Origin of the sequence: Hylemonella gracilis str. Niagara R (assembly GCF_000600295.1) — a bacterium.
Lineage (GTDB): Bacteria > Pseudomonadota > Gammaproteobacteria > Burkholderiales > Burkholderiaceae_C > Hylemonella > Hylemonella gracilis_A.
On record NZ_JEMG01000001.1, the window covers coordinates 2,444,681 to 2,467,203 of the forward strand.

Genomic DNA, 22,523 nt, shown 5'->3' on the forward strand with positions numbered 1-22,523 from the left:
CAAGGGCCAGCATTGTATCGGGGACCGTCTTGCCCAGCGCGTGGCCGGGCTACCCCACCACGGCTGGGACCGGTGGCCCAGGCCCGCCCGACTCAAGCGCGCGCTGCAAACAGCTCGTTCGCGGGTTCAGGCATGCCAACTTGCGACGCGGTCAGCGGCGGCCTGTGTGCCGTCGATGGCAAACGCGGCGCGGACGACGCGTCCAGCCGGAACACCGAGACTGCAGTGCGCAGACCGCGCGCCTGCTCCGCCAGCGCGCGCGCCGCGACAGCGGCCTGCGCAACCCCGGCGGCCGTGTCGCGGCTGTGTCCTTCCAACTCGCGCACCGTGCCGCTGAGTGCGCTCACGTCGTCGGCCTGGCGGGCGCTGTCCGAAGAAATGTCGGCGACGATCTCCGTCACCTGATCCACGGAGCGCACGACGAGCGCGATGGTGGCGCCGGCCTGTCCGACCTGTTGCACGCTTTGCGTGACGCGTTGATTGGCCGTGTCGATCAAGACCTTGATCTCACGCGCCGCTTCCGCGCTGCGTTGCGCAAGTTGACGCACCTCGGAGGCCACCACGGCAAAGCCCCTGCCCAGCTCCCCGGCCCGCGCGGCTTCAACGGCCGCGTTCAGCGCCAGCAGATTGGTCTGAAATGCAATGCCATCGACAACGCCGACGATCTCGCCAATGCGCTGCGAGACGGCCGCGATGCCCTCCATGCTGGCCACCACCGTGTTGACCTCGGCACCGCCCGCGCCGGCCAGTCGGGCCACTTCACGCGCCTGCTGGCTGGCCGCACCGGCGTGACGGGCATTGCTGGTGACCGTCTCGGACAGACGGGCGAGATTGATGGAGACTTGGCGCAAGGCATCCGCCTGCTGCGCGCTGCGTGCGGAGATGTCGCGGCTGCTGTCCGCGATATGGCCTGTGCCGGCCGTGATCTGCTCCACGCCCTGCAGCACCTGGGTCACGGCACCGCCCAGGCCCGATTGCATGCGCGCCATGGCGCGGTACAAGCCACCAATCTCGTTGCGCCCCCGGTCGTGGATGACGCCAGTCAAGTCGCCGTCGGCCATGCGGTCGAAGTGCAGGCCGGCCTCGCGCAAGGGCGCGAGGATGATGCGACCAAACATCAGGCGCAGCATCAGCCCCAGCAGCAGCACAGTCACCAATACCACCACGGCGCCCGCCATGGCGCGCCCCTGCATGCGCGCGGCCTCGGCCACCGCATTGCGGCCTTGTGCCAACGCATAAGCTTGAAAAGCATCCACGGCGGCGATGTAACGCTGCAGTGATTGCGTCAAGGCCTGGCCCGCCAGCTTGTTGGCCTCGACGGCGTTCCATCCCTGGACAGCCGTGCGCAATGGCGTCAAGGACTGACTTTCAAGTTGCCGCGCCGTGTTTACCAAGGCCTCGAACAGGGGGCGTCCGCTGGGGGACATATCCGGCTTGGACTCCAGCCGCTGCAGGCTGGCACGCGCGCCGTCGAGCAGCACATCGGCGCGCCGCAGCATTTCATCGCGTCCCTCTTCGAGGCCGCTTTCCATCTGGTTCTTGGCTTGCCCCAAATCGGCACGCGCCAGGAACAAGCGGCTGCTCAGGTCGCTGATTTCACTGGCGCGTTCGATGTTGTCGCGCCCCAATTGCTCGATCGCCTCGCGGTCACTCTGGAATATCCACATGGCTGCCCCCGCGGACAGCACGAAACTGATGACGAACAGGGTCAGCGTGGCCGTCAGGGCTGTGCTTACCTTGAAATACATGCGCATGGGCAACAGTCTCCGGCTGCCATGCGGACTGCATGGCAGCGGCAGTGTGCCCGCGCCATTTGACAAATACGTTACGGTTCCGTGATCAGCGGCCGGAGTTACGGCGCATCGCGGCGAACAGGCCCAGCATCTGCTCGCTCTGCTTCTGCATCTGCTCTTGGAACTGGCGCTGCATCTGTTCCTGCATCTGCAGGTAACGCTGGGTGGAATCCTCCACGCTCTTGGCCATGTTTTGTGCCATCCCCACGGCCGTCATGCGCGTCTGCATCTCATGCAGGGTCTGGATGTGCTTCTCCAGGTAGCCCCCCATCCAACCCTGCATCGCATGACCGTAAAAACGGATGATCTGGCCCAGCATCTGCGTGGAGAACAGCGGAGTGCCACCGGCCTCTTCCTCCAGAATGATCTGCAGCAGGATGCTGCGCGTCAAATCAACACCGCTCTTGGCGTCGCGCACCACAAAAGGTTGCTGCGCCATCACCAGTTGCTTGACCTCAACCAGGGTGATGTAGCTGGAGGTCTGCGTGTCGTAGAGGCGGCGGTTGGGGTACTTCTTGATGACCCGCTGCGGCCCCTCGGACGCAGCCTCGTCGGCGGCGGTCTGGGGGTCGGGATCAGGCTGGGCGTCAGCGCTGGCGGAGCCGGTGTTCATCGTGCAAAGTTTACCGTGGGCACCCCAGGAGGGAGGTGATTTCGCCCTGCTGCCTGCGTGTTTCCTCCACCAGGTAGTCGAGAAAAACCCGCGTGCGCCGCGGCATGAACTTGCGGCTGGGCAAGGCCGCGTACACCACAACCCGTCCGGTGACCCAGGGGGGCAGCACACGCACCAGATCGCCCCGGGCCAGGTAAGGCGCCACCAGATCAACGGCCATCGAGCCTATGCCCGCGTCGCTGAGCGCGGCCTGCAGCAAGGTGTCGATGTGGTTGGAGGTGAAAGCGGGGGGTGGCATGACTTCCACGACGTCCTGGCTAGCCTCGGGTCGCCACATGCGCACAGCTTTGGGTCGATCGCCCGGCTTGGGTCGCAGACGCAGGAAGTCGTGCACCATCAGATCCGATGGACCCTGCGGCGTGCCGCGGCGGGCCAGATAGCGGGGGGATGCGATCAGAATCATCTCGCTCTCGACGACCTTGCGCGCCACCACGTCGCCATCGAATTGCGCGTCGGTCACCAGCATGGTGATGTCGTGGTTCTCAATCTGCGAGTCGTCCAGGAAATCCGCCTCAATCTCAAAGTGAATGCGCGGATGGCGTTGGCGGAATTCGCTGATCAGGGGCGCAAGCAGAAAACTGGCCAGCAAAGGCTGGGCGTGCAGGCGCAACACGCCCGCCAGCTCCGTGGCGTGGGAACCGGCCAAAGCTTCGGCCTCGTCGACGTCCTGGAGGATGTGCCGCACCCGATCTAGATAGGCATGCCCCGCCTCGGTAAGGGAAACGCGGCGGGTGGAGCGCTGCAGCAAACGCGCGCCGAGTTGTGATTCCAAGTCGGCCACCAGGCGTGTCACCACCGGCGCCGACATGTCCAGGGAACGCGCGGCAGCGGCGAATCCGCCCTCGTCCACCACGCGTTCAAACACCTTCATCGCTTGCAGGCGGTCCATCGTCTCGAATCCCCCAAAAAGGCGTTTCCGGCCCCAATGCTGGGATCACCTCCCGGCGCTTCAAGCCCAGATTATTCCGATTTCAGAAACACCGAAATCACGAAGCGCTAGTTTATCTATTGTTTTGAAAATTTTACAGTTCATCCCATCGACGCAGCGCCCCGTTTCACCGACCCGCTTCATCGAACCATCGACTCCATACGGCCTTGAGCCCGGTCAGTTCGACCCGCCGACCGCATGAAGCAGACAAGGAAGTCATCATGAACCGCACTTACGCCTCCATTTCCGCCATCGCCCTGGCCGCCCTGATGGCCACCCCGGCCTTCGCCGACAACGGCACCCCCGGCAAGACCCGTGCCCAGGTTCGCGCCGAGCTGGCCGAAGCCATCCGCACCGGCGACATCCAGGCCAACGACGACAGCAATCTCAAGTTGAACGAGCAACGTCCCGACCTGTACCCCCAGGCTGCCGTGGCCGGCAAGAGCCGCGCCGAAGTCCGCGCGGAGCTGACCGAGGCTGTGCGCACCGGCGACATCGTCGCTGCTGGCAGCGAAGGCAATGAAACGCTGAAGGAACAACGCCCGGACCTGTACCCGCAGGTCGCCATGGCCGGCAAGAGCCGCGCTGAAGTTCGCGCTGAACTGGCCGAGGCCGTGCGCACCGGTGACATCGTGGTCGGCAGTGAAGGCAACGAAACGCTCAGTCAGCGTTTCCCGGGCTTCTACGCGCAAAAGGAAGCCGCGCGGATGCATGAACTCCAGGCCGAGTCGACCCAGGCCACCCGCATGTGAGCTGAGGCAAGCCCATTAAAGACTGCTGAAATAACAAAGGCCCCGGTGATGAACCGGGGCCTTTTTTCTTTTTCTTTTGTTGTTTGGTAGGCGCGATTGGACTCGAACCAACGACCCCCACCATGTCAAGGTGGTGCTCTAACCAGCTGAGCTACGCGCCTGTTTGCTTTTCTTCACTGAATTCGCTAACTCAATTTCAGTGAGACAGCGAGTATAGCAGGATTCCGAGCACCCAAATTCGCCATTCACCCTGCTGTGCACCCCAGCAAGGCCAAGCAGGCCCACGCAGCGGCTCTCCATAATCCGCGCGAGTTGCGGGGAATTCTTTCCGCGCCTCCCACACAGCCCCACCACCTCTCGCCGCGACCTGTCCGCTGTCTCGATACCCTCGCTGCCGCTGTCCATGCCCCCCGCAAACCACCTGCTTCATCCCATCACGCCGAATCGACGCTTTCTTCACTCGGTGCATCTGCCCGCCCTGCTGGTGGTTCTGGCGCTGACCCAGGCTGCATGGGGCCAAGCAGCCTGGCCTGACCAGGCCTGGTCAGGCAAGCGCCAGGCCGTGGCAAGCGCCAACCCGCTGGCCACCGACGCCGGTTACGCGATGCTGCGCGCGGGCGGCAGCGCAGTGGATGCCGCGATTGCCGCGCAGATGGTGCTGACCCTGGTGGAACCTCAGGCCAGCGGCATTGGGGGAGGCGCCTTCCTGCTGCACCACGACGGGCAGATCACGGAAAGCTACGACGGACGTGAAACCGCCCCCTCCGATGTGGACGAAGACCTGTTTCTCGATGCGCAGCGCAAGCCCCTGGCATTTGCGGAGGCTGCGGTCGGCGGACGCGCGGTCGGCGCCCCTGGTCTGCTGCGCATGCTGGAGCTGGCCCACAAGCAACATGGGCGGCTCCCCTGGAAGCAGCTGTTCGAGCCGGCGATCACGCTGTCCGAACAAGGTTTCCCCGTGAGCCCCCGCCTGCACATGTTGCTGAACGAGCCCAACGCCCTGCGGCAAGACCCCATTGCGGCCGCTTATTTTTTTGACGGTGCGGGTCAGCCTTGGCCTGTGGGCCATCGCCTGCGCAACCCGGAACTGGCAGCTGTGTTACGCCGCGTCGCCGAAGGCGGCGCCTCCGTCTTTTACCTAGGTGAAAAAAGCGACGATATCGCCCCCGCCATCGTGCAGAAGGTGCGCTCGCACCCGCGCAATCCTGGACACCTCACACTGAGCGATCTGGCCGACTACGAAGCGCTGGTGCGCGCCCCTCTGTGCTTCGTGCACCATGCCCAGCGCAGCCCCGACAGTCCGCGACGCGGGAAGGCTGGCACGACGCGCGATGTGCAAATTTGCGGCATGCCGCCGCCCAGCTCCGGCACGCTGGCCTTGGGGCAGATCTTCGGCATCCTGGCGCGCACGCCTGCGGCCACGCTGCCGATGCAGCGCAAACCGCCCCGGCCCTATGCAGGCCCCCTACCCTCGGCCGATTGGCTGCACCTCTATGCAGAAGCCTCGCGCCTGGCCATGGCTGACCGCGCGCTGTACGTGGCCGACCCGGACTATGTGCCCCCACCCGGCCCCAGTTGGGGCACTTTGCTTGAACCGGCCTATCTGGCCGAACGCGCCAAGCTGATCAACCTAGCGCCTCGCGCTGCGCGCATGAAACAAGCGCCGGCAGGCATCCCCTTGAACTTTGAGCGCAACAGCGAGCATCAGAACGCCCCGAGCTACACCAGCCGAAACGGCGCACGGCTGAAGCTGGCCCCCATGCCGCCACAACCGGAGTACGGCACCAGTCACATCAGTGTCGTAGACGCGCGCGGCAACGCCTTGGCCATGACCAGCAGTGTCGAAGCCGTGTGGGGCGCGCAAATCATGGTGAACCGGGGCCAGGGCCTGGTCGGTGGCTTCCTGCTCAACAACCAGTTGACGGACTTCAGCTTCGTGCCGCGTGGCAGCGCGGGAGCCGATGCGGCCATCGCCAACCGCGTGGAACCCCGCAAGCGCCCACGCTCCTCGATGACACCGCTGCTGGTCTTCAGCCGTCCGCGCGGCGATCTGCTGTTTTCCGGTGGTAGCCCGGGTGGCGCGTCCATCATCCACTACACTGGAAAGATGCTCTACGGCGTGCTGCACTGGGGACTGGATGTGCAACAAGCCATCAATCTGCCCAATTTCGCCGTGTTGTCACCCCAGGACGACGCGCCGCTGCTGCTGGAGCAAGGGCGATACCCGCCCACCACGGTCAAGGCCTTGCAACAGCGTGGCCACCCGGTGCGCGAACATTCCATGACCAGCGGCCTACAGGCCATCGAGGTGCTGGGCTACGGCTTGCAGGGAGGCGCCGATCCGCGGCGCGAAGGCACGGTGCGAGGGGACTAAGCACACCTCGCCAGCCCGACCCAGGCCCGGCCCAGCTCGTTTTCCTAGAATGCGGGCATGGCCATCCCTTCCACCTTCATCCAGGAGCTGCTCGCGCGCGCCGATGTGGTGGAAGTCGTGGGCCGTTACGTGCAGCTCAAGAAGGGCGGCGCGAACTTCATGGGCCTGTGCCCTTTCCACGCGGAAAAGTCACCCTCCTTCACGGTCAGCCCGACCAAGCAGTTCTTCCACTGCTTCGGCTGCGGCAAGCACGGCGACGCCATCGGTTTTCTGATGGAACACACCGGCGCCAGCTTCATCGAAGCGGTTCATGACCTGGCCCAGCACTACGGCCTGCAAGTGCCCGAGGACGACAGCACGCCACAACAACGCGAGCGTGCTGCAGCGCAGCGCCAGAAGCAAGCCACGCTGTCCGAGACCCTGGAAAAGGCCGGTGTGGCCTACCGTAAGCAGCTCAAAAGTGCGCCCCGCGCCATCGCCTACCTCAAGGGACGAGGCCTCTCGGGCGAAATCGCACTACGCTTCGGTCTGGGTTACGCACCCGAGGGCTGGCGTACCTTGGCCAGCGTGTTTCCCAGCTATGACGATCCGCTGCTGGTGGAAAGCGGTCTGGTCATCGCCAGCGAATCAGAGGAAGGCGATGTCCCCAAAAGCGAGGGCAAGCGGTACGACCGCTTTCGCGACCGCATCATGTTCCCCATCCGCAACGTCAAGGGCGAATGCATCGGCTTCGGCGGACGCGTGCTGGGCGACGCCAAACCCAAGTACCTGAACTCACCCGAAACGCCGGTGTTCAGCAAAGGGCTGGAACTCTACGGCCTGTACGAGGCACGCAACGCGATCCGCGACGCGGGCTACGTGCTGGTCACCGAGGGCTACATGGACGTGGTGGCGCTGGCGCAGCTGGGCTTTCCGAATGCCGTCGCGACCCTGGGCACGGCCTGCACCCCGGACCACCTGCAAAAGCTGTTTCGCTTCACCGACAGCGTGGTCTTCAGCTTCGACGGCGACGAAGCCGGTCGCCGCGCCTCGCGCCGCGCGCTCGAGGCCGCCCTGCCCTACGCCAGTGACACGCGCACGGTGAAGTTCCTGTTCTTGCCGACGCAGCCCAAGAAGCATGACCCTGACAGTTACATCCGCGAGCATGGCCGAGAAGCCTTCGCCCGCTGTGTCAGCGAATCCACGCCGCTGTCGCGCTTCCTGATCGACTCGGCGCGCGAAGGCTGCGACCTGAGCAGCGCCGAAGGCCGGGCGCGACTGGGTGTGCATGCCCAGCCCTTGTGGGAGGCCCTGCCCGATGGCGCGCTCAAACGCCAGTTGCTGAGCGAGATCGCGACCCTGGTCCAACTGGATGCGCGGGAATTGGCGAGCCTCTGGGAGGCCTCTCGCACCCGGTCTCAACGCAAGGTGTCCGGACAGATCGCGGGCAGCGCCGACGACCACGATGCGCGTGATGGCGCCTTGGCGTCACGTTCAAACTCCGGTTACGCGGGTGCGGGCCGAGGGTACCGTGCCTATCCCGGCGCGTCTGGCGCGGGAAGCACCCGCCGCAGTGGCGGCCCCCGTCAGCTACCCCAGCGCGCTGATCACGCCGTGCGCCTGCTGCTGGCGCACAGCCGGCTCTGGGAACAACTCTCAAGCGAGGACCACGCCTTGCTCTGCGGTTTGCCCGGCCAGCATGGCGCCCTGCTGAGCTGGCTGGAGACCTGCTTGCACGAACAGGGCCCCCAACCCTGGGCGGTGTTGCGCCAGGCCCTGCAGGCGCATGTCGAGGCTGGGATTGAGACAGGCGCAGAGCCCGAAACCGGGATGTCTTTGTCCGCATTGGCCCAGCGGCTGATGAACTCGGACCTGACCCCGACCGACGACATGGCCGAGGCCGGCCAGGAACTGCGCAGCCTGCTCAAGACCATGCTGATCGAACAACTCAAGGCAGAGCAGGATGCGGCCCTCGCCGCTGGCGACGGTGAGCGCTACCGCGAGCTGCAGGAGCGACGCTTGGCCTTGGTCAGCCCCGCCGCGGCCACCACTCCGGATTCTTGAGACAGCGACCAGCATCGTCCGGCGAGCGACCGCCGCAGCGGCAATGGCCGACGGCGGCAAAGCGTGACGTGGCGCGAGGTTTGCCCCGCAAATCCGCACCACGGCTGGGTTTTCCAGTCAGCGCGGGTATAATCCACGCCTCAGACTCTCCGGCAAGAGCGACAGCAGCACCTCCGGTCCAGGCCGACTGTAGCCAACACGCGCACAGTCAACACATCAAGTGGGCCATCCCCTCGACGGGGCTCACCGCAAGGACTGCACACCAAATGTTCGCCCTCCCATCTTGCCACCCGAGGAAGAGGATCGACGTCCGGCCTTGTGTTTAATGCAACGGGCCTGGCTGCCGATACCTTCCTTTGCCCCCTGCCGCGTCGGCTTGCGCGCTCCGCGCCGCCGCCCCCGGTCGTGTTTCTGCGTGTTCTTCTTCGTGTATCCGTGTTTTTGATGTCCGTGTTCCAAGGTTGCTGTCCAGAGGTTGACCTATGCCCGCTCAAAATTCCGCACAAAAGGCCAAGAAGCCTGCCGCCAAGGGCGCTGCTCAAGCCGTCGTGAAACCATCCGCCAAAGCCGCCAAGCCTGTCGTCAAGGCTGCGGCCAAGACCGCCGTCAAAGCCTCCTCGAAAGCACCCACCGTGTCCGCCGCCAAAACTCCCGCGAAAACCGTCAAAACCAAAGCCGACAAAGACTCAGAGCTGACCAAGAAGCCCGGTCGCCCGGCGAAGGCTGCGTCCGCCGAAGCCAGCACTCCGCCGAAGAAAACCGCCGGCAAGCCCGGTCGCAAGCCCAAGGCGGGCGAGGCGTCCGAGGAAGAAGACGACCTGTCTGACATCGAAGCCGAGTTTGCCGAGGAACCCGCTGTCGAGGAAAGCGGAACGACCGAGAAGGCCAAACCCCTGCGCATCAAGGTCAGCAAGGCCAAGGAACGCGCCCTGATGAAGGAATTCGGCCTGGACGAAACCGTCCTGTCCGAAGAAGACCTGGCCAAGCGCCGCGAGCGCCTCAAGCTGCTCATCAAGCTGGGCAAGACGCGTGGTTACCTGACGCACGGCGAAATTTCGGACCACCTGCCCGACAAGCTGGCCGATGCCGAGACGCTGGAAGTGGTGGTCGCGATGTTGAGCGACATGGGCGTGACGGTGTTCGAGCAGACGCCCGACGCCGAGACCCTGCTGATCAACAACACCGCCCCCACGGCTGCCTCCGAAGAAGAAGCCGAGGAAGAAGCCGAAGCTGCCGTATCCACCGTGGACAGCGAATTCGGCCGCACCACCGACCCGGTGCGCATGTACATGCGCGAGATGGGCACGGTGGAACTGCTGACACGCGAAGGCGAAATCGAAATCGCCAAGCGCATCGAAGGCGGCCTGATGGACATGATGGAGGCCATTTCGGCCTCGCCCACCACCATCGCCGCGCTGCTGGGGATGGCCGAGGAAATCCGCGAAGGCAAGGTCGTGATCTCCACCGTGGTGGACGGCTTCGTCAATGCCGAGGAGAGCGACGACTACGTGGCCGAGGAAGACTTCGACGAATACGACGAAGCCGACGATGACGATGGCAAGGGCGGCTCCAAGGCCCTGACCAAGAAGCTGGAAGAGTTGAAGAACCAGGCACTGGAACGCTTCGACCGCATCCGTTCGCTGTTCGAGAAGGTGCACAAGGCCTACGACAAGGAGGGGTACGGCACGCCCGCCTACGTGAAGGCGCAGAAGGCTTTGTCCGATGAGCTGATGACCATCCGCTTCACCGCCAAGACCATCGAGAAGCTGTGTGATCTGGTGCGCGAGCAGGTGGCCGATGTGCGCCACAAGGAACGCGAACTGCGCCGCATCATCGTGGACCGCTGCGGCTACCCGCAAGAACAGTTCGTGCTCGAATTCGGTGGCCGCGACAAGAACGGCAACCCCGCGAAATCGCACCTGCTCGACCTGAAGTGGGTGGAAAAGCAGGCCAGCGCAGGCAAACCCTGGAGCGGCATCATGAGCCGCAACGTTCCGCCCATCCAGGACATCCAGCAAAAGCTGATCGACCTGCAGGCCCGCGTGGTGGTTCCGCTGGAGCAACTGAAAGACATCAACAAGCGCATGAACCAGGGCGAGGCTGCGTCACGCGCGGCCAAGAAGGAAATGATCGAGGCCAACCTGCGGCTCGTGATCTCCATCGCCAAGAAGTACACCAACCGCGGCCTGCAGTTCCTGGATTTGATTCAGGAAGGCAACATCGGCTTGATGAAGGCCGTGGACAAGTTCGAGTACCGCCGCGGCTACAAGTTCTCGACCTACGCGACTTGGTGGATCCGCCAGGCCATCACCCGCTCCATCGCCGACCAGGCCCGCACCATCCGCATCCCGGTGCACATGATCGAGACCATCAACAAGATGAACCGCATCTCGCGCCAGCACTTGCAGGAGTTCGGCTTCGAGCCGGACGCCAGCCTGCTCGCGCAGAAGATGGAGATCCCCGAGGACAAGATCCGCAAGATCATGAAGATCGCCAAGGAACCGATCTCGATGGAAACTCCCATCGGCGACGACGACGACAGCCACTTGGGCGATTTCATCGAGGACACGGCCAACACCGCTCCGGTGGAAGCGGCCATGCAGGCCGGCCTGCGCGAAGTGGTCAAGGAAATCCTCGACGGCCTGACGCCGCGCGAAGCCAAGGTGCTGCGCATGCGCTTCGGTATCGAGATGACCAGCGACCACACGCTGGAAGAAGTCGGTAAGCAGTTCGACGTCACGCGCGAGCGCATCCGCCAAATCGAAGCCAAGGCCCTGCGCAAGCTCAAGCACCCAAGCCGCTCGGACAAGCTGCGTAGCTTCACGGACAACTTGTGATCTGGCGTGGCTCGCGCTGAGCCAGTCTAAGCGCCGAGCACCGAAGGCCCGCATCGTTGATGCGGGCTTTTTTTGTACTCAGTTTGCGGCTGCGCCAGCCGCACCCCCTGCCCACCTCGCACTCGGCCGCTCCAGCACGCTGCCAGCCCGCTTCTCGCGCTTGCACCTCAGCAAAACGGTGCTCTCGCCTTGAGGCTAGAGCGCTTCTCGCATGCGGCGTGGTGGCTGTGAATCACAGGGCCAGAACTGAACTCGGTCAGCCTCGTTCGCGACACACAGCGCATGCTTGTCGCGCAACGCGCACGATGCTGGCCGCATCCACCCCAAAGTGGCTGCGCAGAGCGGCACGCGTGTCGCTGCGGCCAAAGCCGTCGGTGCCCAGGGTGGTGTAGCTGCGGCCCGCAGGCAGATAGGCTCTAACACTCTCCGGTACGGCGCGCACGTAGTCGGTGGCGGCGATGATGGGGCCATGACTATCTCGCAGCTGCAGGGCCACGAAGGATGTGGTGCCTTGGGCCTCAGAAGCCAGACCGTCGCGGGCCAATTCACTCCAGCTCGTGACGCTGTACACGCTCACGCTGAAGCCTTGCTCCAACAATTGCTGCGCGGCCTTGATCACCTCGGTCAGGATGGCGCCCGAACCCATCAAAGTGACGTGAGGTGATGCTGTGGCCACTGGCGACGCCTTGGGCGGGACTTGCGCACGCGTTTGCACCGCGGCATCTGCAGCATCGCGGCCATCGCCCGAGTAACTCTTGAATTTGTAGCAACCACGTACGGCATCCGATTCCGCTCCCACCGGAAAGTCAGGCTGAGCATAGTTTTCGTTCATCAGGGTGACGTAATAGAAGACGTCTTTCTGCTCCACCAGCATCTCGCGCATGCCGTGGTCGATGAGCACGGCCAATTCGCCCGCGAAGGCCGGGTCGTAGGCCTTGCAATTGGGGATGGTGGCTGCCACCAGATGGCTGCTGCCGTCCTGGTGCTGCAGGCCTTCACCGCCCAGCGTGGTGCGCCCCGAGGTCGCCCCGAGCAGGAAGCCACGAGCCCGCTGGTCCGCTGCAGCCCAGATCGCGTCACCCACGCGCTGAAAGCCAAACATGCTGTAGTAAATGTAGAAGGGCAGCATGGCCAGACCGTGCACGCTGTAGCTGGTGGCAGCGGCGGTCCAGCTGGCGATGGCGCCGGCCTCGCTGATGCCTTCTTCGAGGATCTGGCCATCCTGCGCCTCGCGGTAGCTCAGCACCGAGCCGATGTCCTCGGGCGCATAGCGTTGCCCCACGCTGGAATAGATGCCGACCTGCTTGAACAGATTGGCCATGCCAAAGGTGCGTGCCTCGTCCGCCACGATGGGCACCACGCGCGGCCCCAGTTCACCGTCCTTGAGCAAGTTGCCCAGCATGCGCACGAACGCCATGGTGGTGCTCATCTCCTTGCCGTCGGCGTGCAGCGCCCAGGGCGCGTAGCTGTCCAGCGATGGCACGTTCACCGGAGCGCAATCATTGAAGCGGCGTGGCAGGTAGCCGCCCAGACGCTGGCGCTGCGCGTGCAGGTACTGCAATTCAGGGCTGTCGTCGGCGGGTTTGTAGAAACTCAGTGACCTGACCTGCTCGTCGCTCAGCGGCAGGCTGAAGCGGTTGCGAAAAGCGATGAGGTCGGTCTCGTCGAACTTCTTCTGGCTGTGCGTGGTCATCTTGCCCTGGCCCGCGCTGCCCATGCCGTAGCCCTTCTTGGTGTGCGCCAGGATGACCGTGGGCTGGCCTGTGTGGGCCAGCGCAGCGGCATACGCGGCGTGGATCTTCACGATGTCGTGCCCGCCGCGCTTGAGGCGGTCGATCTGCTCGTCCGTCATGCCTTGGGCCAGGCGGGCCAGCTCCGGGTTCTGGCCGAAGAAGGTGTCACGGTTGTAGCGACCGTCCTTGGCGGCGAAGGTCTGCATCTGGCCGTCTACCGTGTTCGCGAAGGCACGCGCCAGGGCGCCCGTGGTGTCGCGCGCGAACAGCCCGTCCCAGTCGCTGCCCCACAGCAGTTTGATGACGTTCCAGCCCGCGCCCGCGAACAGCTTTTCCAGCTCGTCGATGATGCGTCCATTGCCCCGCACCGGTCCGTCCAGCCGCTGCAGATTGCAATTCACCACCCACACCAGATTGTCCAGGCCCTCACGCGCGGCCAGGGTGAGCGCGCTCATGCTCTCGGGTTCGTCCATCTCGCCGTCACCGAACACGCCCCAGACTTTGCGGCCCGCGCAATCGAGCAGATGGCGGTGCGTGAGGTAGCGCATGAAGCGCGCGTGGTAGATGGAGCTGATGGGTCCGATGCCCATGGACCCGGTGGGGAACTGCCAGAAGTCTGGCATCAGTGTGGGATGAGGGTAACTGCACAGACCGCGCGCACCGCTGCCGGTCCGTGCCTGGGGCGAGGTGAGTTCTTGCCGGTAGTGGGCGAGGTCGTCCTGGGTCAGTCGGCCTTCCAGGTAGGCCCGCGCGTACACACCCGGCGCGCTGTGGGGCTGGAAAAACACGAGGTCACCCAGGCTCGAAGGGTCGGACGCCTGAGCCGAGCCCTCACCACGCGCCCGGAAGAAATGGTTGTAGCCGGTCTCAAACAAATCGGCCGCGCTGGCGTAGCTGGCGATGTGGCCACCCAGTTCACCATAGGCCTGGTTGGCGCGCACCACCATGGCCAGCGCGTTCCAGCGGATCAGCGAGGCCAGGCGCTCTTCGATGGCCAGATCACCCGGGAACACGGGCTGCGCGTCCACCGCAATGGTGTTCACGTAGGGCGTGGCCAGCTCGGGCTGCCAGCCAATGCGCAACGCCCGGGCCTGCGCGGCCAAGGTATTCAGGATATGGCGGGCGCGCTCGGCGCCCTGGCTGGTCATCAACGCGGCAAACGCGTCCTGCCATTCGGCGGTTTCTTGCGGGTCAGTGTCGGGCCTTTTCATGCGCCTGAATGTAGAGAGACACACACAAAATAGGCTGCCGATCCGTGCTTAACCCAGCGACATTGGAAGCATAAAATGCCGTGAAATTCATTTTTCATAGCCAAATGAACCTCGATAACACCGATCTTCGGATTCTGGGCGAGCTACAGCGCGATGGCGCCCTGTCCAATGTGGAACTGGCCCGGCGCGTGCATCTCAGTCCCTCGCCCTGTCTGGCCCGGGTCAAGGCCTTGGAAGCGTCGGGCGTGATCGAGCGTTACGTGGCGATAGCCAACGCCAACAAACTGGGGCTGGGCCTGAACGTCTTCATCTCCATCAGCCTCAAGTCGCAAAACAAGGAGGACCTGGCCGACTTCGAACGCCGCATCGCCGAACACGAGGAGGTGATGGAGTGTTATTTGATGACCGGGGATTCAGACTACCTCATCCGCGTGGCCCTGCCCGACATCGGCGCGCTGGAGAAGTTCATCCTGGAACAGCTCAGCCCCATCAGCGGCATCGACAAGATCCGGTCCAGTTTCGCGCTCAAGCAGGTTCGCTACAAGACGGCGCTGCCCTTGCCCAACGGGGCCGCGTAATTGCGGCGTCTCTGAAGGTTTTGCTCAAGGCCGACGGAACATGACCGCCGTCAAGAATCGGCAAGGCAGGCCCATGCGGAGCCTGGGGACGCCGTAAAATCGGACCCGCGCCCCATTCTGACTATTGGGGTGCATCCGCTAGGGGTGTTGCCGCGCGTCGCAAGACACGCGGTGACTGAGAAAGTCCCTTTGAACCTGATTGAGGTAATCCTCGCGCAGGGAAGCCGCTCCAGCCGTCCACTCAAGACACCGATCCGCTGGGGCCCAGCCCACCTGCCTACGTTATTCCGGAATTAACGCATGGCAATTGCATCGAACAAGAGCGTCAACGACGCCACCACCCCCATTTCAACCGACCGCCGCGCCTTCGGCTTCCATGACCATGCCTCGCTCTGGTTCAGCCTGGGCGTGGGCCTGCTGGTCATGCAGGTCGGTGCCTACCTGATGCCCGCGCTGGGCACCAAAGAGGCGTTGATCGCCATCGTTGCCGGCTCCGTCCTGGGCGCCTTCCTGCTGGGCTCGGTGGCCAAGCTGGGCACCGACAGCGGCTTGGCCAGCGCCGGCCTGATGCACGCGGTCTACGGCCGGCGTTTCGCCATGCTGCCCATCGCGCTCAACATCGTGCAGCTGATCGGCTGGGGCAGCTTCGAGCTAGTCGTGATGCGCGACGCCAGCGTGGCAATCACCGGGGCCTCAGCTTCCTACGCGCCCTGGCTCGCCACGCTGTTCTGGGGCGCCATCGTCGCCCTGCTGATCAGCGGGTCGATGGTGACCTTGGTGCGCAAACTGATCGCGCGTTTCGCGCTGCCTTTGGTGGTGCTCTCCTTGCTGTGGCTGAGCTGGCAGTTCCTCTCCCTGGCGAACGCGCAAGGCTTCACCGCCCTGTGGAACCGCCCCGGCGAGGGCGGCATGGGGGTGCTGTCGGCGCTGGACCTGGTGATCGCCATGCCCATTTCCTGGCTGCCCCTGGTGGCGGACTACGCGCGCCACGGGCGTGACGGCAAATCGGCGCTGCGCGGCACCTGGCTGGGTTACGCGCTGGCCAATATGTGGTGCTACGGCTTGGGCGTGCTGGTGGTGCTGACGCTGCCCAGCGCCAACCTCGTCAACGCGCTGCTGCTGGCACAGGGCGGCTTGATCGCGCTCTCGCTCATCCTGATCGACGAGGTGGACAACGCCTATGGCGACGCCTATTCGGGCGCGGTGTCCAGCCACAGTCTGATGCCCGGCAAGGGCATCCGCTTTTGGGGGTTCATCATCACCGCGGCCTGCACGGCCTGCGCCCTGGTGCTGCCCATGCATGCGCTGGAACCCTTCCTGCTGATGCTGAGCTCGGTCTTCGTGCCTCTGTTCGGCGTGATCCTGGGGCGCCTGGCCTTCGGCACGAACACCGTTCAGTTGCTCGCCCGTGCGCGGGGCGTGCACGTCGGGCCCCTGTTGATCTGGCTCTCTGGCATCGCGGTCTACCATGGCGCGCCGCTGCTGACTCCTGCGGTCGGTTTCCAGACCAGTTCCGCCCTGCCCGCGCTGGCCTTCAGCTTCGTGCTCGCCTACCTGAGCCGCCCCAAGGCATGACGCCCGTGAAGCACTACCCGCGCGTGCTGTCCATCGCTGGCTCGGACAGCGGCGGCGGCGCGGGCATCCAGGCCGACCTCAAGACCATCGCGGCCCTGGGCTGTTACGGCATGACGGCCATCACCGCGCTGACGGCTCAGAACACCCAGGGTGTCACGGGCATCCATGCCGTGCCACCCGAGTTCCTGAAGGCGCAGATCCAGGCCGTGGTCGAGGATATCGGCGTGGACGCCATCAAGATAGGCATGCTGCATGCGCCGGAGATCGTCGAGGTGGTGGCCTGGGCCATCCGCCACTACGGCATCGAACGCGTGGTGCTGGACCCGGTGATGGTGGCCACCAGTGGTGACCGCTTGATCGCCGAAGCGACAGTGAGCGTGCTGGTCAAGCAGCTGTTTCCCCTGGCCACCGTGGTCACCCCAAATCTGGACGAGGCGGAGCTGCTGCTGGGCCACAAGATCGACGGGGTGCCGGCGCTGGAAAGCGCCGCGCGCGAACTGCTGGCCCTGGGCGCAAAGAACGTCCTGCTCAAGGGCGGACATCTGCCGGGCGAGGAGGTGGTGGACATGCTGCTGCCACGCGATAGCTCGCCGCTGCACCTCAAGGCCGCGCGCATTGCCAGCACCAACGTGCACGGCACGGGCTGCACCCTGTCGTCGGCCATCGCGGCCTACCTTGCGCAAGGTCATGCCCTGCAAGACGCCGTGCGGCGCGCGCGAACCTGGATCCTGGGCGCCATCCAGGCCGGCAAGGACGTGCACACCGGCGGTCTGAACGGCGGCGCGGGCCATGGTCCGCTGAACCATGGGTATGCGCCCGTGGCCATGCGAGTGCTGGACTGAAACGCGACGAGAGAACATAAGCGACAACAGACCATGCAGACATCGCGCGCTTCCTCTACGGCCCTCGTGCTCGGCGCGGGCCTCATGGGCCGATTGCTGGCTTGGCAGCTCGCGCGCCGCGGCTGGCGCGTGACGGTGCACGACGCTGCGGCCGCCGATGCCACGGCCAACCTCGGGGGCGTGGCTCCGGGTGCGGCCGCGCGGGTGGCAGCGGCCATGCTGGCGCCGCTGGCGGAATCGGCCATCACCGAACGCAATGTGGTCGAGATGGGACGTTACGCCCTGACGCGCTGGCCGCAGTTGCTCGCGCAACTGGCGCAGCCCGTGTTCTTCCAGCAGGAAGGCACGCTCATCCTCTGGCATCGGCAGGACGCAGCCGAAGCCCGGCGCTTTGCCGAACTGCTGCGGGCCACGGGCGAACGGGTGCCGCAACTGCCGCGCATGCAGGCGCTCGATGCCGCGGGCGTGCACGCGCTCGAACCCGGCCTGGAACAGCGCTTCGCTCAGGGCCTGTACCTGCCAGGCGAGGGCCAACTCGACAACCGGCAGCTGCTCGCGGCCTTGTTGCACGAACTGCACGCCCTCAGCGTAACGCTGCACTGGAACAGTCCGCGTGGGCCGCAAGACCTGTCGCGCCCCGAGGACGGGCCGGTGGACTGGGTTTTCGACTGCCGGGGCCTGGGCGCGCGTGCGCAGATGCAGACATTGAGTGGCAGCGGAAGGTCAACGCACGCGGCTTTACGCGGCGACGGCAATTCAACGCACGCCGCTGTACGCGGCGTGCGGGGCGAAGTCGCCCGGGTGCATGCACCCGAAGTGAAACTCACGCGACCGACGCGCCTGATCCACCCGCGCTACCCGATTTACATCGCGCCCAAGCAGGACAACCTTTACGTGATCGGCGCGACCGAGATCGAGAGCGATGACATGTCCCCGCCCAGCGTGCGCTCCACACTGGAGTTGTTGAGTGCGGCCTATGCCGTGCACCCCGGCTTTGGCGAGGGTCGCATCATCGAGATCGCCGCGCACTGCCGCCCGGCCCTGCCGGACAATCTGCCCGAGATCCGCGTGACGCGCGGACCTGGCGCACCGGTCATGCGCATCAACGGCCTGTACCGCCATGGCTTCATGATTTCGCCAGCCCTGCTCGACGCGGTGCTGGAAATCGTCGAGCACGGCCGCCACTCGCTCGCCGAACAACTTGAACTCAGGATCGCGGCATGAAAGTGCTCATCAACCAGCAGACGCATGAATTGGACAGCGATGCGACGCTGGCCGACGCTGTCGCGGCCATCGAGGCCCGGCCGCCTTTCGCAGCCGCGGTGAATACCCAATTCGTCCCAAGGACGCAGTACGCACAACACCCCCTGCGCGACGGCGACCAGGTGGAAATCATCGCCCCGGTGACGGGGGGATAACACGCGCCACGAGTCCATCGACATGTCCATCCCCGATTCTCTTGTCCTCTACGGCGAAACGTTTCCCAGCCGACTGCTGCTGGGCACCTCGCGCTACCCCTCGCCCGCCGTGCTGGAGGCCGCGGTGCAAACCGCCCGGCCCGCCATGTTGACGGCGTCGCTGCGCCGCCAGGGCGCGGGTTCGGTCTCGCCGGAAAGCGGCCAAGCCTTCTGGCAACTGCTGCGCAAGCTGGGCGTGCCGGTGCTGCCCAACACGGCGGGCTGCCACAGCCCGCGCGAGGTCATAGCCACCGCGCAGATGGCGCGTGAGGTGTTCGAGACCGACTGGATCAAGCTGGAGCTGATCGGCGACGACTACACCCTGCAGCCCGACACGCTCAAGCTCGTCGAGACGGCGGACCAGTTGCTCAAGGACGGTTTCAAGGTGCTGCCCTACTGCACGGAAGACCTCGTGCTCTGCCAGCGCCTGGTGGACGTGGGCTGCCAGGCCGTGATGCCCTGGGCCGCGCCCATCGGTACCGGCAAGGGACCGGTGAACCCCTACGCCATGCGCCAGTTGCGCGAGCGCCTGGACGTGCCGCTGATCGTGGACGCGGGCCTGGGCCGCCCCTCGCATGCCTGCACGGTCATGGAGTGGGGCTACGACGCCGTGCTGCTCAACACCGCCGTGGCCCTGGCGCGGGACCCGGTGGCCATGGCTGGCGCCTTCGCCGCCGCCGTCCAGGCCGGGCGCGCGGCTTACCTCGGCGGCGCGATGGACGAGCAGGACGCGGCCCAGCCCTCCACGCCCGTGCTGGGCACGCCCTTTTGGCACGCGAAATGAATCAGCCCCTGAGCACCAACGCGCGCGCCATCGTCGCGGCCCACCCCGACAAGGCCCTCCCCGTCGTCGGCACACCGCAGGCGCGCTACAGCAACGAGGACCCGATCTACCGCGCCGCCCTTCAGGCGGCGCTGGCGCTGGGTTTCATCGAGATCGACGCAGAATGCCTGGCCCGGGCCTGGCACGCGCAGTCGCGCCGCACCGGACGCTTCGATCCGGACATCTGGCCGGTCGAGGCGGTCGACTTCGGCCTGCGCCCGCGCGGCGAGGGCGCGAGCGCTTTCGCCAGTTGCCCACCACGTCTGGGCGTCTATGCCGTGCTACCGGACGCGCAGTGGGTCGGCCGCTTGGCCCAAGCCGGTGTGCCCACGCTGCAGCTGCGCTTCAAGTCACCGGACCCGCGGGCCGTGCGGCGCGAAGTCCGCGCCGCCATCGAGGCCGTGAAGGCCGCCAACCAGCAGCGCAATGCACGCAGCCTGCTGTTCATCAACGACCATTGGCGCGAGACCCTGGAAGTCTTGGCGGCCGATGCCAGCCTCCTCGACTTCCTGGGCGTGCATCTGGGCCAAGAAGACATGGACGCGGCGGCCATGGTGGAAGGCTTCGACGCCATCCGCGCCGCCGGGCTGCGCCTGGGTCTGTCCACCCACGGTTACGCCGAAATGCTACGCGCCGCCACGCTGCAGCCCAGCTACATCGCCATGGGCGCGGTCTACCCGACCACACTCAAGCAAATGGCCACGGCCCCGCAAGGCCCAGGCCGGCTGGCCGTCTATGCACGGTTGCTTCAGAACGCAGGTTACCCCGGCGTGGCCATCGGCGGCATCTCGGCAGCCGAACTGCCCGTCATCAAAGCCACCGGCGTCGGCTCACTGGCCGTGGTGCGCGCGATAACGGCCGAGGCGAATCCAGATGCCGCAGCAGCCCAATTGATGGAGGCCTGGGACGCCTGAGCACGCCACGCTGAATACCAGTGCTCCCGTGGAACCGGCTTTGCCGGGCCACTGGGAGCGTCCCCCCGCCACCGAAGGATGAGCGGGGGGAAGGCGCGCAGCGCCTCAGGGGGGATCACTCCAATTCCACCCGATTGCGCCCCGCCTCCTTGGCACGGTAGAGCGCAGCGTCCGCGCGCGAGAGGGCAGCGTCCGCCGCGCCATCGTCCGGGCTGAGCACAGCAATGCCCACGCTGACCGTGGCATGGATCTGCCGCGCGCCCCAGGCCAGCGGACGGGCCGCCACGGCGTCGCACAGGCGCTGCGCCCAGTTGCGCGCCTCCTCCATGCCACTGCCGGGCAGAATGACCGCGAACTCCTCGCCGCCCAGTCGCCCCGCCGTGTCGGTGCCACGCAGTTCGTCGCGCAACAGGTCGGCGAAATGGCGCAGCAGGCTGTCGCCCGCCGCGTGGCCGTATTGGTCGTTGACGCGCTTGAAGTGGTCCAGGTCCAGCATCAGCACGCAGGCGCGCTGCGTGGCGCGCCTGCGCACGCGCTCCAGCTCGCTTTCCAGGTTGAGCATGAAATGCCGCCGGTTGGCCAGTCCGGTCAGGGCGTCGGTGCTGGCCTGCTCGCGCAGCTCGGCCTCCAGTTGCTTGCGCTGCGTGATGTCGATGCGGCTGCCCACCAGGTAGCCGCTGGAAGTGCGGTGCTCGCTGTACTGCACCCAACGCCCGTCGCGCAGCGACTGTTCGTAAGGCAGACCGCTGGCGGAACGCCGCGCCTGCATGCGCTCGGCCAGCCAGGCTTCCTCGCGCCCCCTGGCCTCGGGGAACAAACCGCTGGCCAGGGCCACGCGCATGATCTCCTCGAACCGGACCCCTGGGCGGTCCAGCACATCACGCACTTCCTGGTACAGGTCCTTCATGGCCTGGTTGCTCATGATCAGCCGGTCTTGCGCGTCGTAAATGACGATGCCCACCGAAATGCTCTCCAGCGCTTCCCGCAGCAAGGCCGAGGCCTCGTCGGCCTGGCGCCGTGCGGCGAGGCGCTGCGCCTGGATGGCGCGCATGCGCAAGAGCGCGAAGCTGAACAGTGCCGCCAGCAGCAGCACGGCGACGGTGATGAAGGCAAGTTCGCCACGCCAGTTTTTCAGCGCGTCCCGTTCGGACATGCCGACCACGGCGTAGAACGGGTGCTCCTCCAGCTTGCGAAAGGCATACAGCCGGGGCACCCCGTCGAACGCGGGCGTGTGGCGCTCGCGCCCTTGCATCTCGCCCGTGTTCACGCGGCGCTGGACGGCCTCACCCGGCGTCAGGCCGAAGCTGTAACCCGGGTCCAGGGGGTGCTGCAGCAACGGTTTGTGCGTGCGGCTGCCGTACACCCCCAGCAGGCTGTCGGGCGCGAGTTCCGTTTCCTGGAACCACCGCCGGAAATGCGCCAGGTTCAGGGTGGCGTTGACGATGCCGATCAGACGACCGGACGCGTCGCGGATCGGTGCGTAAACATCAACCGCCAACCGGTCCGCCGACACACTGCCCATGTCCAGCGCGTCCGCGTAAACGATCGAGGTTTTCGGGTCCTTGCGCAGCAGCAGCAAGGCCGCCTGCACCCCGTTTTCCGGGGACGTGCCGACACCCAGGGAGGAGGCTGTTCCGTGCAAGAGCCGCCCTGCCTGGTCCCAGACAAAAAACTGACCCAGCTCGGGAAAACGCTCCTGGTAAGAGCGCAGCAAGCTCAGAACTTCCGTATCGAGGCTGGATGTCTTGCGCTCCTGGCTGAGGGCCGCCTGCGGCAAGCGCTGGGCGATCTGGTGCAGGCTGCTCTCAACCCGACGCAAACCGCCGGAGAGTTGGGCGTCCAGCGTCTGCACCAAGTGGTTTGCATGGTCGCTGGCGCGGGCCAGCGCCAAGTCATGCCCGCGCTTGAGCTGCCAGGCAAGGATGAGCACCAGCCCGGCATACCCCAAGGCCAGCCATAGCAAGGGAACGCTGAGCTGGCGCATGGGCAT

Annotated in this window: 16 protein-coding genes, 1 tRNA gene and 1 riboswitch; of the genes, 11 read left to right on the forward strand and 6 right to left on the reverse strand. The window is 65.5% G+C overall.

Going from position 1 to position 22,523, the window contains the following annotated elements; translation table 11 throughout:
- Positions 1-92: 92 nt before the first annotated feature.
- The 3 genes from AZ34_RS11260 to AZ34_RS11270 form a co-directional block, all read right to left on the reverse strand.
- Positions 93-1,754, reverse strand: coding sequence for a methyl-accepting chemotaxis protein (locus tag AZ34_RS11260; RefSeq protein WP_035608098.1), 1,662 nt, complete (start codon positions 1,752-1,754; stop codon positions 93-95).
- 85 nt (positions 1,755-1,839) lie between these two features.
- Positions 1,840-2,406 (reverse strand): polyhydroxyalkanoate synthesis repressor PhaR, encoded by a 567-nt coding sequence (gene phaR / locus AZ34_RS11265; RefSeq protein WP_035608100.1) that lies wholly within the window; start codon positions 2,404-2,406, stop codon positions 1,840-1,842.
- 10 nt (positions 2,407-2,416) lie between these two features.
- Positions 2,417-3,355: a LysR family transcriptional regulator gene (locus AZ34_RS11270; protein WP_051509715.1), complete on the reverse strand. Its 939-nt coding sequence runs from the start codon at positions 3,353-3,355 to the stop codon at positions 2,417-2,419.
- A 260-nt stretch (positions 3,356-3,615) separates the two neighbouring features.
- On the opposite strand from AZ34_RS11270, the gene AZ34_RS11275 reads away from it, so the two are divergent.
- Complete coding sequence (locus AZ34_RS11275) at positions 3,616-4,146, forward strand: DUF4148 domain-containing protein (protein WP_051509717.1); 531 nt, start codon at positions 3,616-3,618, stop codon at positions 4,144-4,146.
- Positions 4,147-4,230: 84 nt separating this feature from the next.
- On the opposite strand, the gene AZ34_RS11280 is transcribed toward AZ34_RS11275, so the two are convergent.
- Positions 4,231-4,307 (reverse strand) — tRNA-Val (locus tag AZ34_RS11280).
- Positions 4,308-4,549: 242 nt separating this feature from the next.
- Here AZ34_RS11280 and AZ34_RS11285 point away from each other — a divergent pair.
- The 3 genes from AZ34_RS11285 to rpoD all read left to right on the forward strand — a co-directional run bounded on the left by AZ34_RS11285 (position 4,550) and on the right by rpoD (position 11,400).
- On the forward strand, positions 4,550-6,520 hold the full coding sequence (locus AZ34_RS11285; RefSeq protein ID WP_081767181.1) for a gamma-glutamyltransferase family protein: 1,971 nt from the start codon (positions 4,550-4,552) through the stop codon (positions 6,518-6,520).
- Between the two features lie 57 nt (positions 6,521-6,577).
- Positions 6,578-8,563 (forward strand): DNA primase, encoded by a 1,986-nt coding sequence (gene dnaG, locus AZ34_RS11290; RefSeq protein ID WP_035608102.1) that lies wholly within the window; start codon positions 6,578-6,580, stop codon positions 8,561-8,563.
- 482 nt (positions 8,564-9,045) lie between these two features.
- The gene (gene rpoD / locus AZ34_RS11295; protein WP_035608104.1) at positions 9,046-11,400 is read left to right on the forward strand and encodes an RNA polymerase sigma factor RpoD; all 2,355 of its coding nucleotides are present in this window, start codon (positions 9,046-9,048) and stop codon (positions 11,398-11,400) included.
- A gap of 256 nt (positions 11,401-11,656) precedes the next feature.
- Here rpoD and mdeB read toward each other — a convergent pair whose 3' ends face one another.
- Positions 11,657-14,344 carry an alpha-ketoglutarate dehydrogenase gene (mdeB, locus tag AZ34_RS11300; protein WP_035608107.1) on the reverse strand — a complete coding sequence of 896 codons (2,688 nt, stop codon included), beginning with the start codon at positions 14,342-14,344 and terminating at the stop codon, positions 11,657-11,659.
- A gap of 104 nt (positions 14,345-14,448) precedes the next feature.
- Here mdeB and AZ34_RS11305 point away from each other — a divergent pair, with 104 nt between their 5' ends.
- The 7 genes from AZ34_RS11305 to AZ34_RS11335 all read left to right on the forward strand — a co-directional run bounded on the left by AZ34_RS11305 (position 14,449) and on the right by AZ34_RS11335 (position 20,533).
- Entirely contained in the window at positions 14,449-14,922 is a 474-nt protein-coding gene (locus tag AZ34_RS11305; protein ID WP_035608109.1) for an Lrp/AsnC family transcriptional regulator, read from the forward strand.
- Positions 14,923-15,052: 130 nt separating this feature from the next.
- Positions 15,053-15,161, forward strand: a riboswitch (TPP riboswitch).
- 61 nt (positions 15,162-15,222) lie between these two features.
- A complete protein-coding gene (locus AZ34_RS11310) occupies positions 15,223-16,497 on the forward strand; it encodes a purine-cytosine permease family protein (protein ID WP_035608111.1) in 1,275 nt (424 codons plus the stop codon).
- The gene (gene thiD, locus AZ34_RS11315) at positions 16,494-17,339 is read left to right on the forward strand and encodes a bifunctional hydroxymethylpyrimidine kinase/phosphomethylpyrimidine kinase (RefSeq protein ID WP_035608113.1); all 846 of its coding nucleotides are present in this window, start codon (positions 16,494-16,496) and stop codon (positions 17,337-17,339) included. The genes AZ34_RS11310 and thiD overlap by 4 nt, the downstream gene beginning before the upstream one ends.
- A 33-nt stretch (positions 17,340-17,372) precedes the next feature.
- Positions 17,373-18,563, forward strand: coding sequence for an FAD-dependent oxidoreductase (locus tag AZ34_RS11320; RefSeq protein ID WP_035608116.1), 1,191 nt, complete (start codon positions 17,373-17,375; stop codon positions 18,561-18,563).
- Positions 18,560-18,757 carry a sulfur carrier protein ThiS gene (gene thiS / locus AZ34_RS11325; RefSeq protein WP_035608118.1) on the forward strand — a complete coding sequence of 66 codons (198 nt, stop codon included), beginning with the start codon at positions 18,560-18,562 and terminating at the stop codon, positions 18,755-18,757. Before AZ34_RS11320 ends, thiS begins: the two co-directional genes overlap by 4 nt.
- 22 nt (positions 18,758-18,779) lie before the next feature.
- Complete coding sequence (locus AZ34_RS11330; protein ID WP_035608120.1) at positions 18,780-19,580, forward strand: thiazole synthase; 801 nt, start codon at positions 18,780-18,782, stop codon at positions 19,578-19,580.
- Positions 19,577-20,533, forward strand: a complete 957-nt coding sequence (locus AZ34_RS11335) for a thiamine phosphate synthase (RefSeq protein WP_035608122.1) — start codon at positions 19,577-19,579, stop codon at positions 20,531-20,533. Before AZ34_RS11330 ends, AZ34_RS11335 begins: the two co-directional genes overlap by 4 nt.
- Positions 20,534-20,648: 115 nt before the next feature.
- On the opposite strand, the gene AZ34_RS17625 is transcribed toward AZ34_RS11335, so the two are convergent.
- A complete protein-coding gene (locus AZ34_RS17625; RefSeq protein WP_197026539.1) occupies positions 20,649-22,517 on the reverse strand; it encodes a diguanylate cyclase in 1,869 nt (622 codons plus the stop codon).
- Between the last annotated feature and the right edge of the window lie 6 nt (positions 22,518-22,523).

Bases quoted from the DNA above. Each gene is read 5' to 3' on its own strand.
- AZ34_RS11320 (WP_035608116.1), top strand. From the start codon at position 17,373: ATGCAGACATCGCGCGCTTCCTCTACGGCCCTCGTGCTCGGCGCGGGC.
- AZ34_RS11310 (WP_035608111.1), top strand. From the start codon at position 15,223: ATGGCAATTGCATCGAACAAGAGCGTCAACGACGCCACCACCCCCATT.
- AZ34_RS11275 (WP_051509717.1), top strand. From the start codon at position 3,616: ATGAACCGCACTTACGCCTCCATTTCCGCCATCGCCCTGGCCGCCCTG.
- AZ34_RS11270 (WP_051509715.1), bottom strand. From the start codon at position 3,355: ATGGACCGCCTGCAAGCGATGAAGGTGTTTGAACGCGTGGTGGACGAG.
- phaR (WP_035608100.1), bottom strand. From the start codon at position 2,406: ATGAACACCGGCTCCGCCAGCGCTGACGCCCAGCCTGATCCCGACCCC.
- AZ34_RS11285 (WP_081767181.1), top strand. From the start codon at position 4,550: ATGCCCCCCGCAAACCACCTGCTTCATCCCATCACGCCGAATCGACGC.
- thiS (WP_035608118.1), top strand. From the start codon at position 18,560: ATGAAAGTGCTCATCAACCAGCAGACGCATGAATTGGACAGCGATGCG.
- rpoD (WP_035608104.1), top strand. From the start codon at position 9,046: ATGCCCGCTCAAAATTCCGCACAAAAGGCCAAGAAGCCTGCCGCCAAG.
- thiD (WP_035608113.1), top strand. From the start codon at position 16,494: ATGACGCCCGTGAAGCACTACCCGCGCGTGCTGTCCATCGCTGGCTCG.
- AZ34_RS11305 (WP_035608109.1), top strand. From the start codon at position 14,449: ATGAACCTCGATAACACCGATCTTCGGATTCTGGGCGAGCTACAGCGC.
- AZ34_RS11330 (WP_035608120.1), top strand. From the start codon at position 18,780: ATGTCCATCCCCGATTCTCTTGTCCTCTACGGCGAAACGTTTCCCAGC.
- AZ34_RS11260 (WP_035608098.1), bottom strand. From the start codon at position 1,754: ATGCGCATGTATTTCAAGGTAAGCACAGCCCTGACGGCCACGCTGACC.
- AZ34_RS17625 (WP_197026539.1), bottom strand. From the start codon at position 22,517: ATGCGCCAGCTCAGCGTTCCCTTGCTATGGCTGGCCTTGGGGTATGCC.
- dnaG (WP_035608102.1), top strand. From the start codon at position 6,578: ATGGCCATCCCTTCCACCTTCATCCAGGAGCTGCTCGCGCGCGCCGAT.
- AZ34_RS11335 (WP_035608122.1), top strand. From the start codon at position 19,577: ATGAATCAGCCCCTGAGCACCAACGCGCGCGCCATCGTCGCGGCCCAC.
- mdeB (WP_035608107.1), bottom strand. From the start codon at position 14,344: ATGAAAAGGCCCGACACTGACCCGCAAGAAACCGCCGAATGGCAGGAC.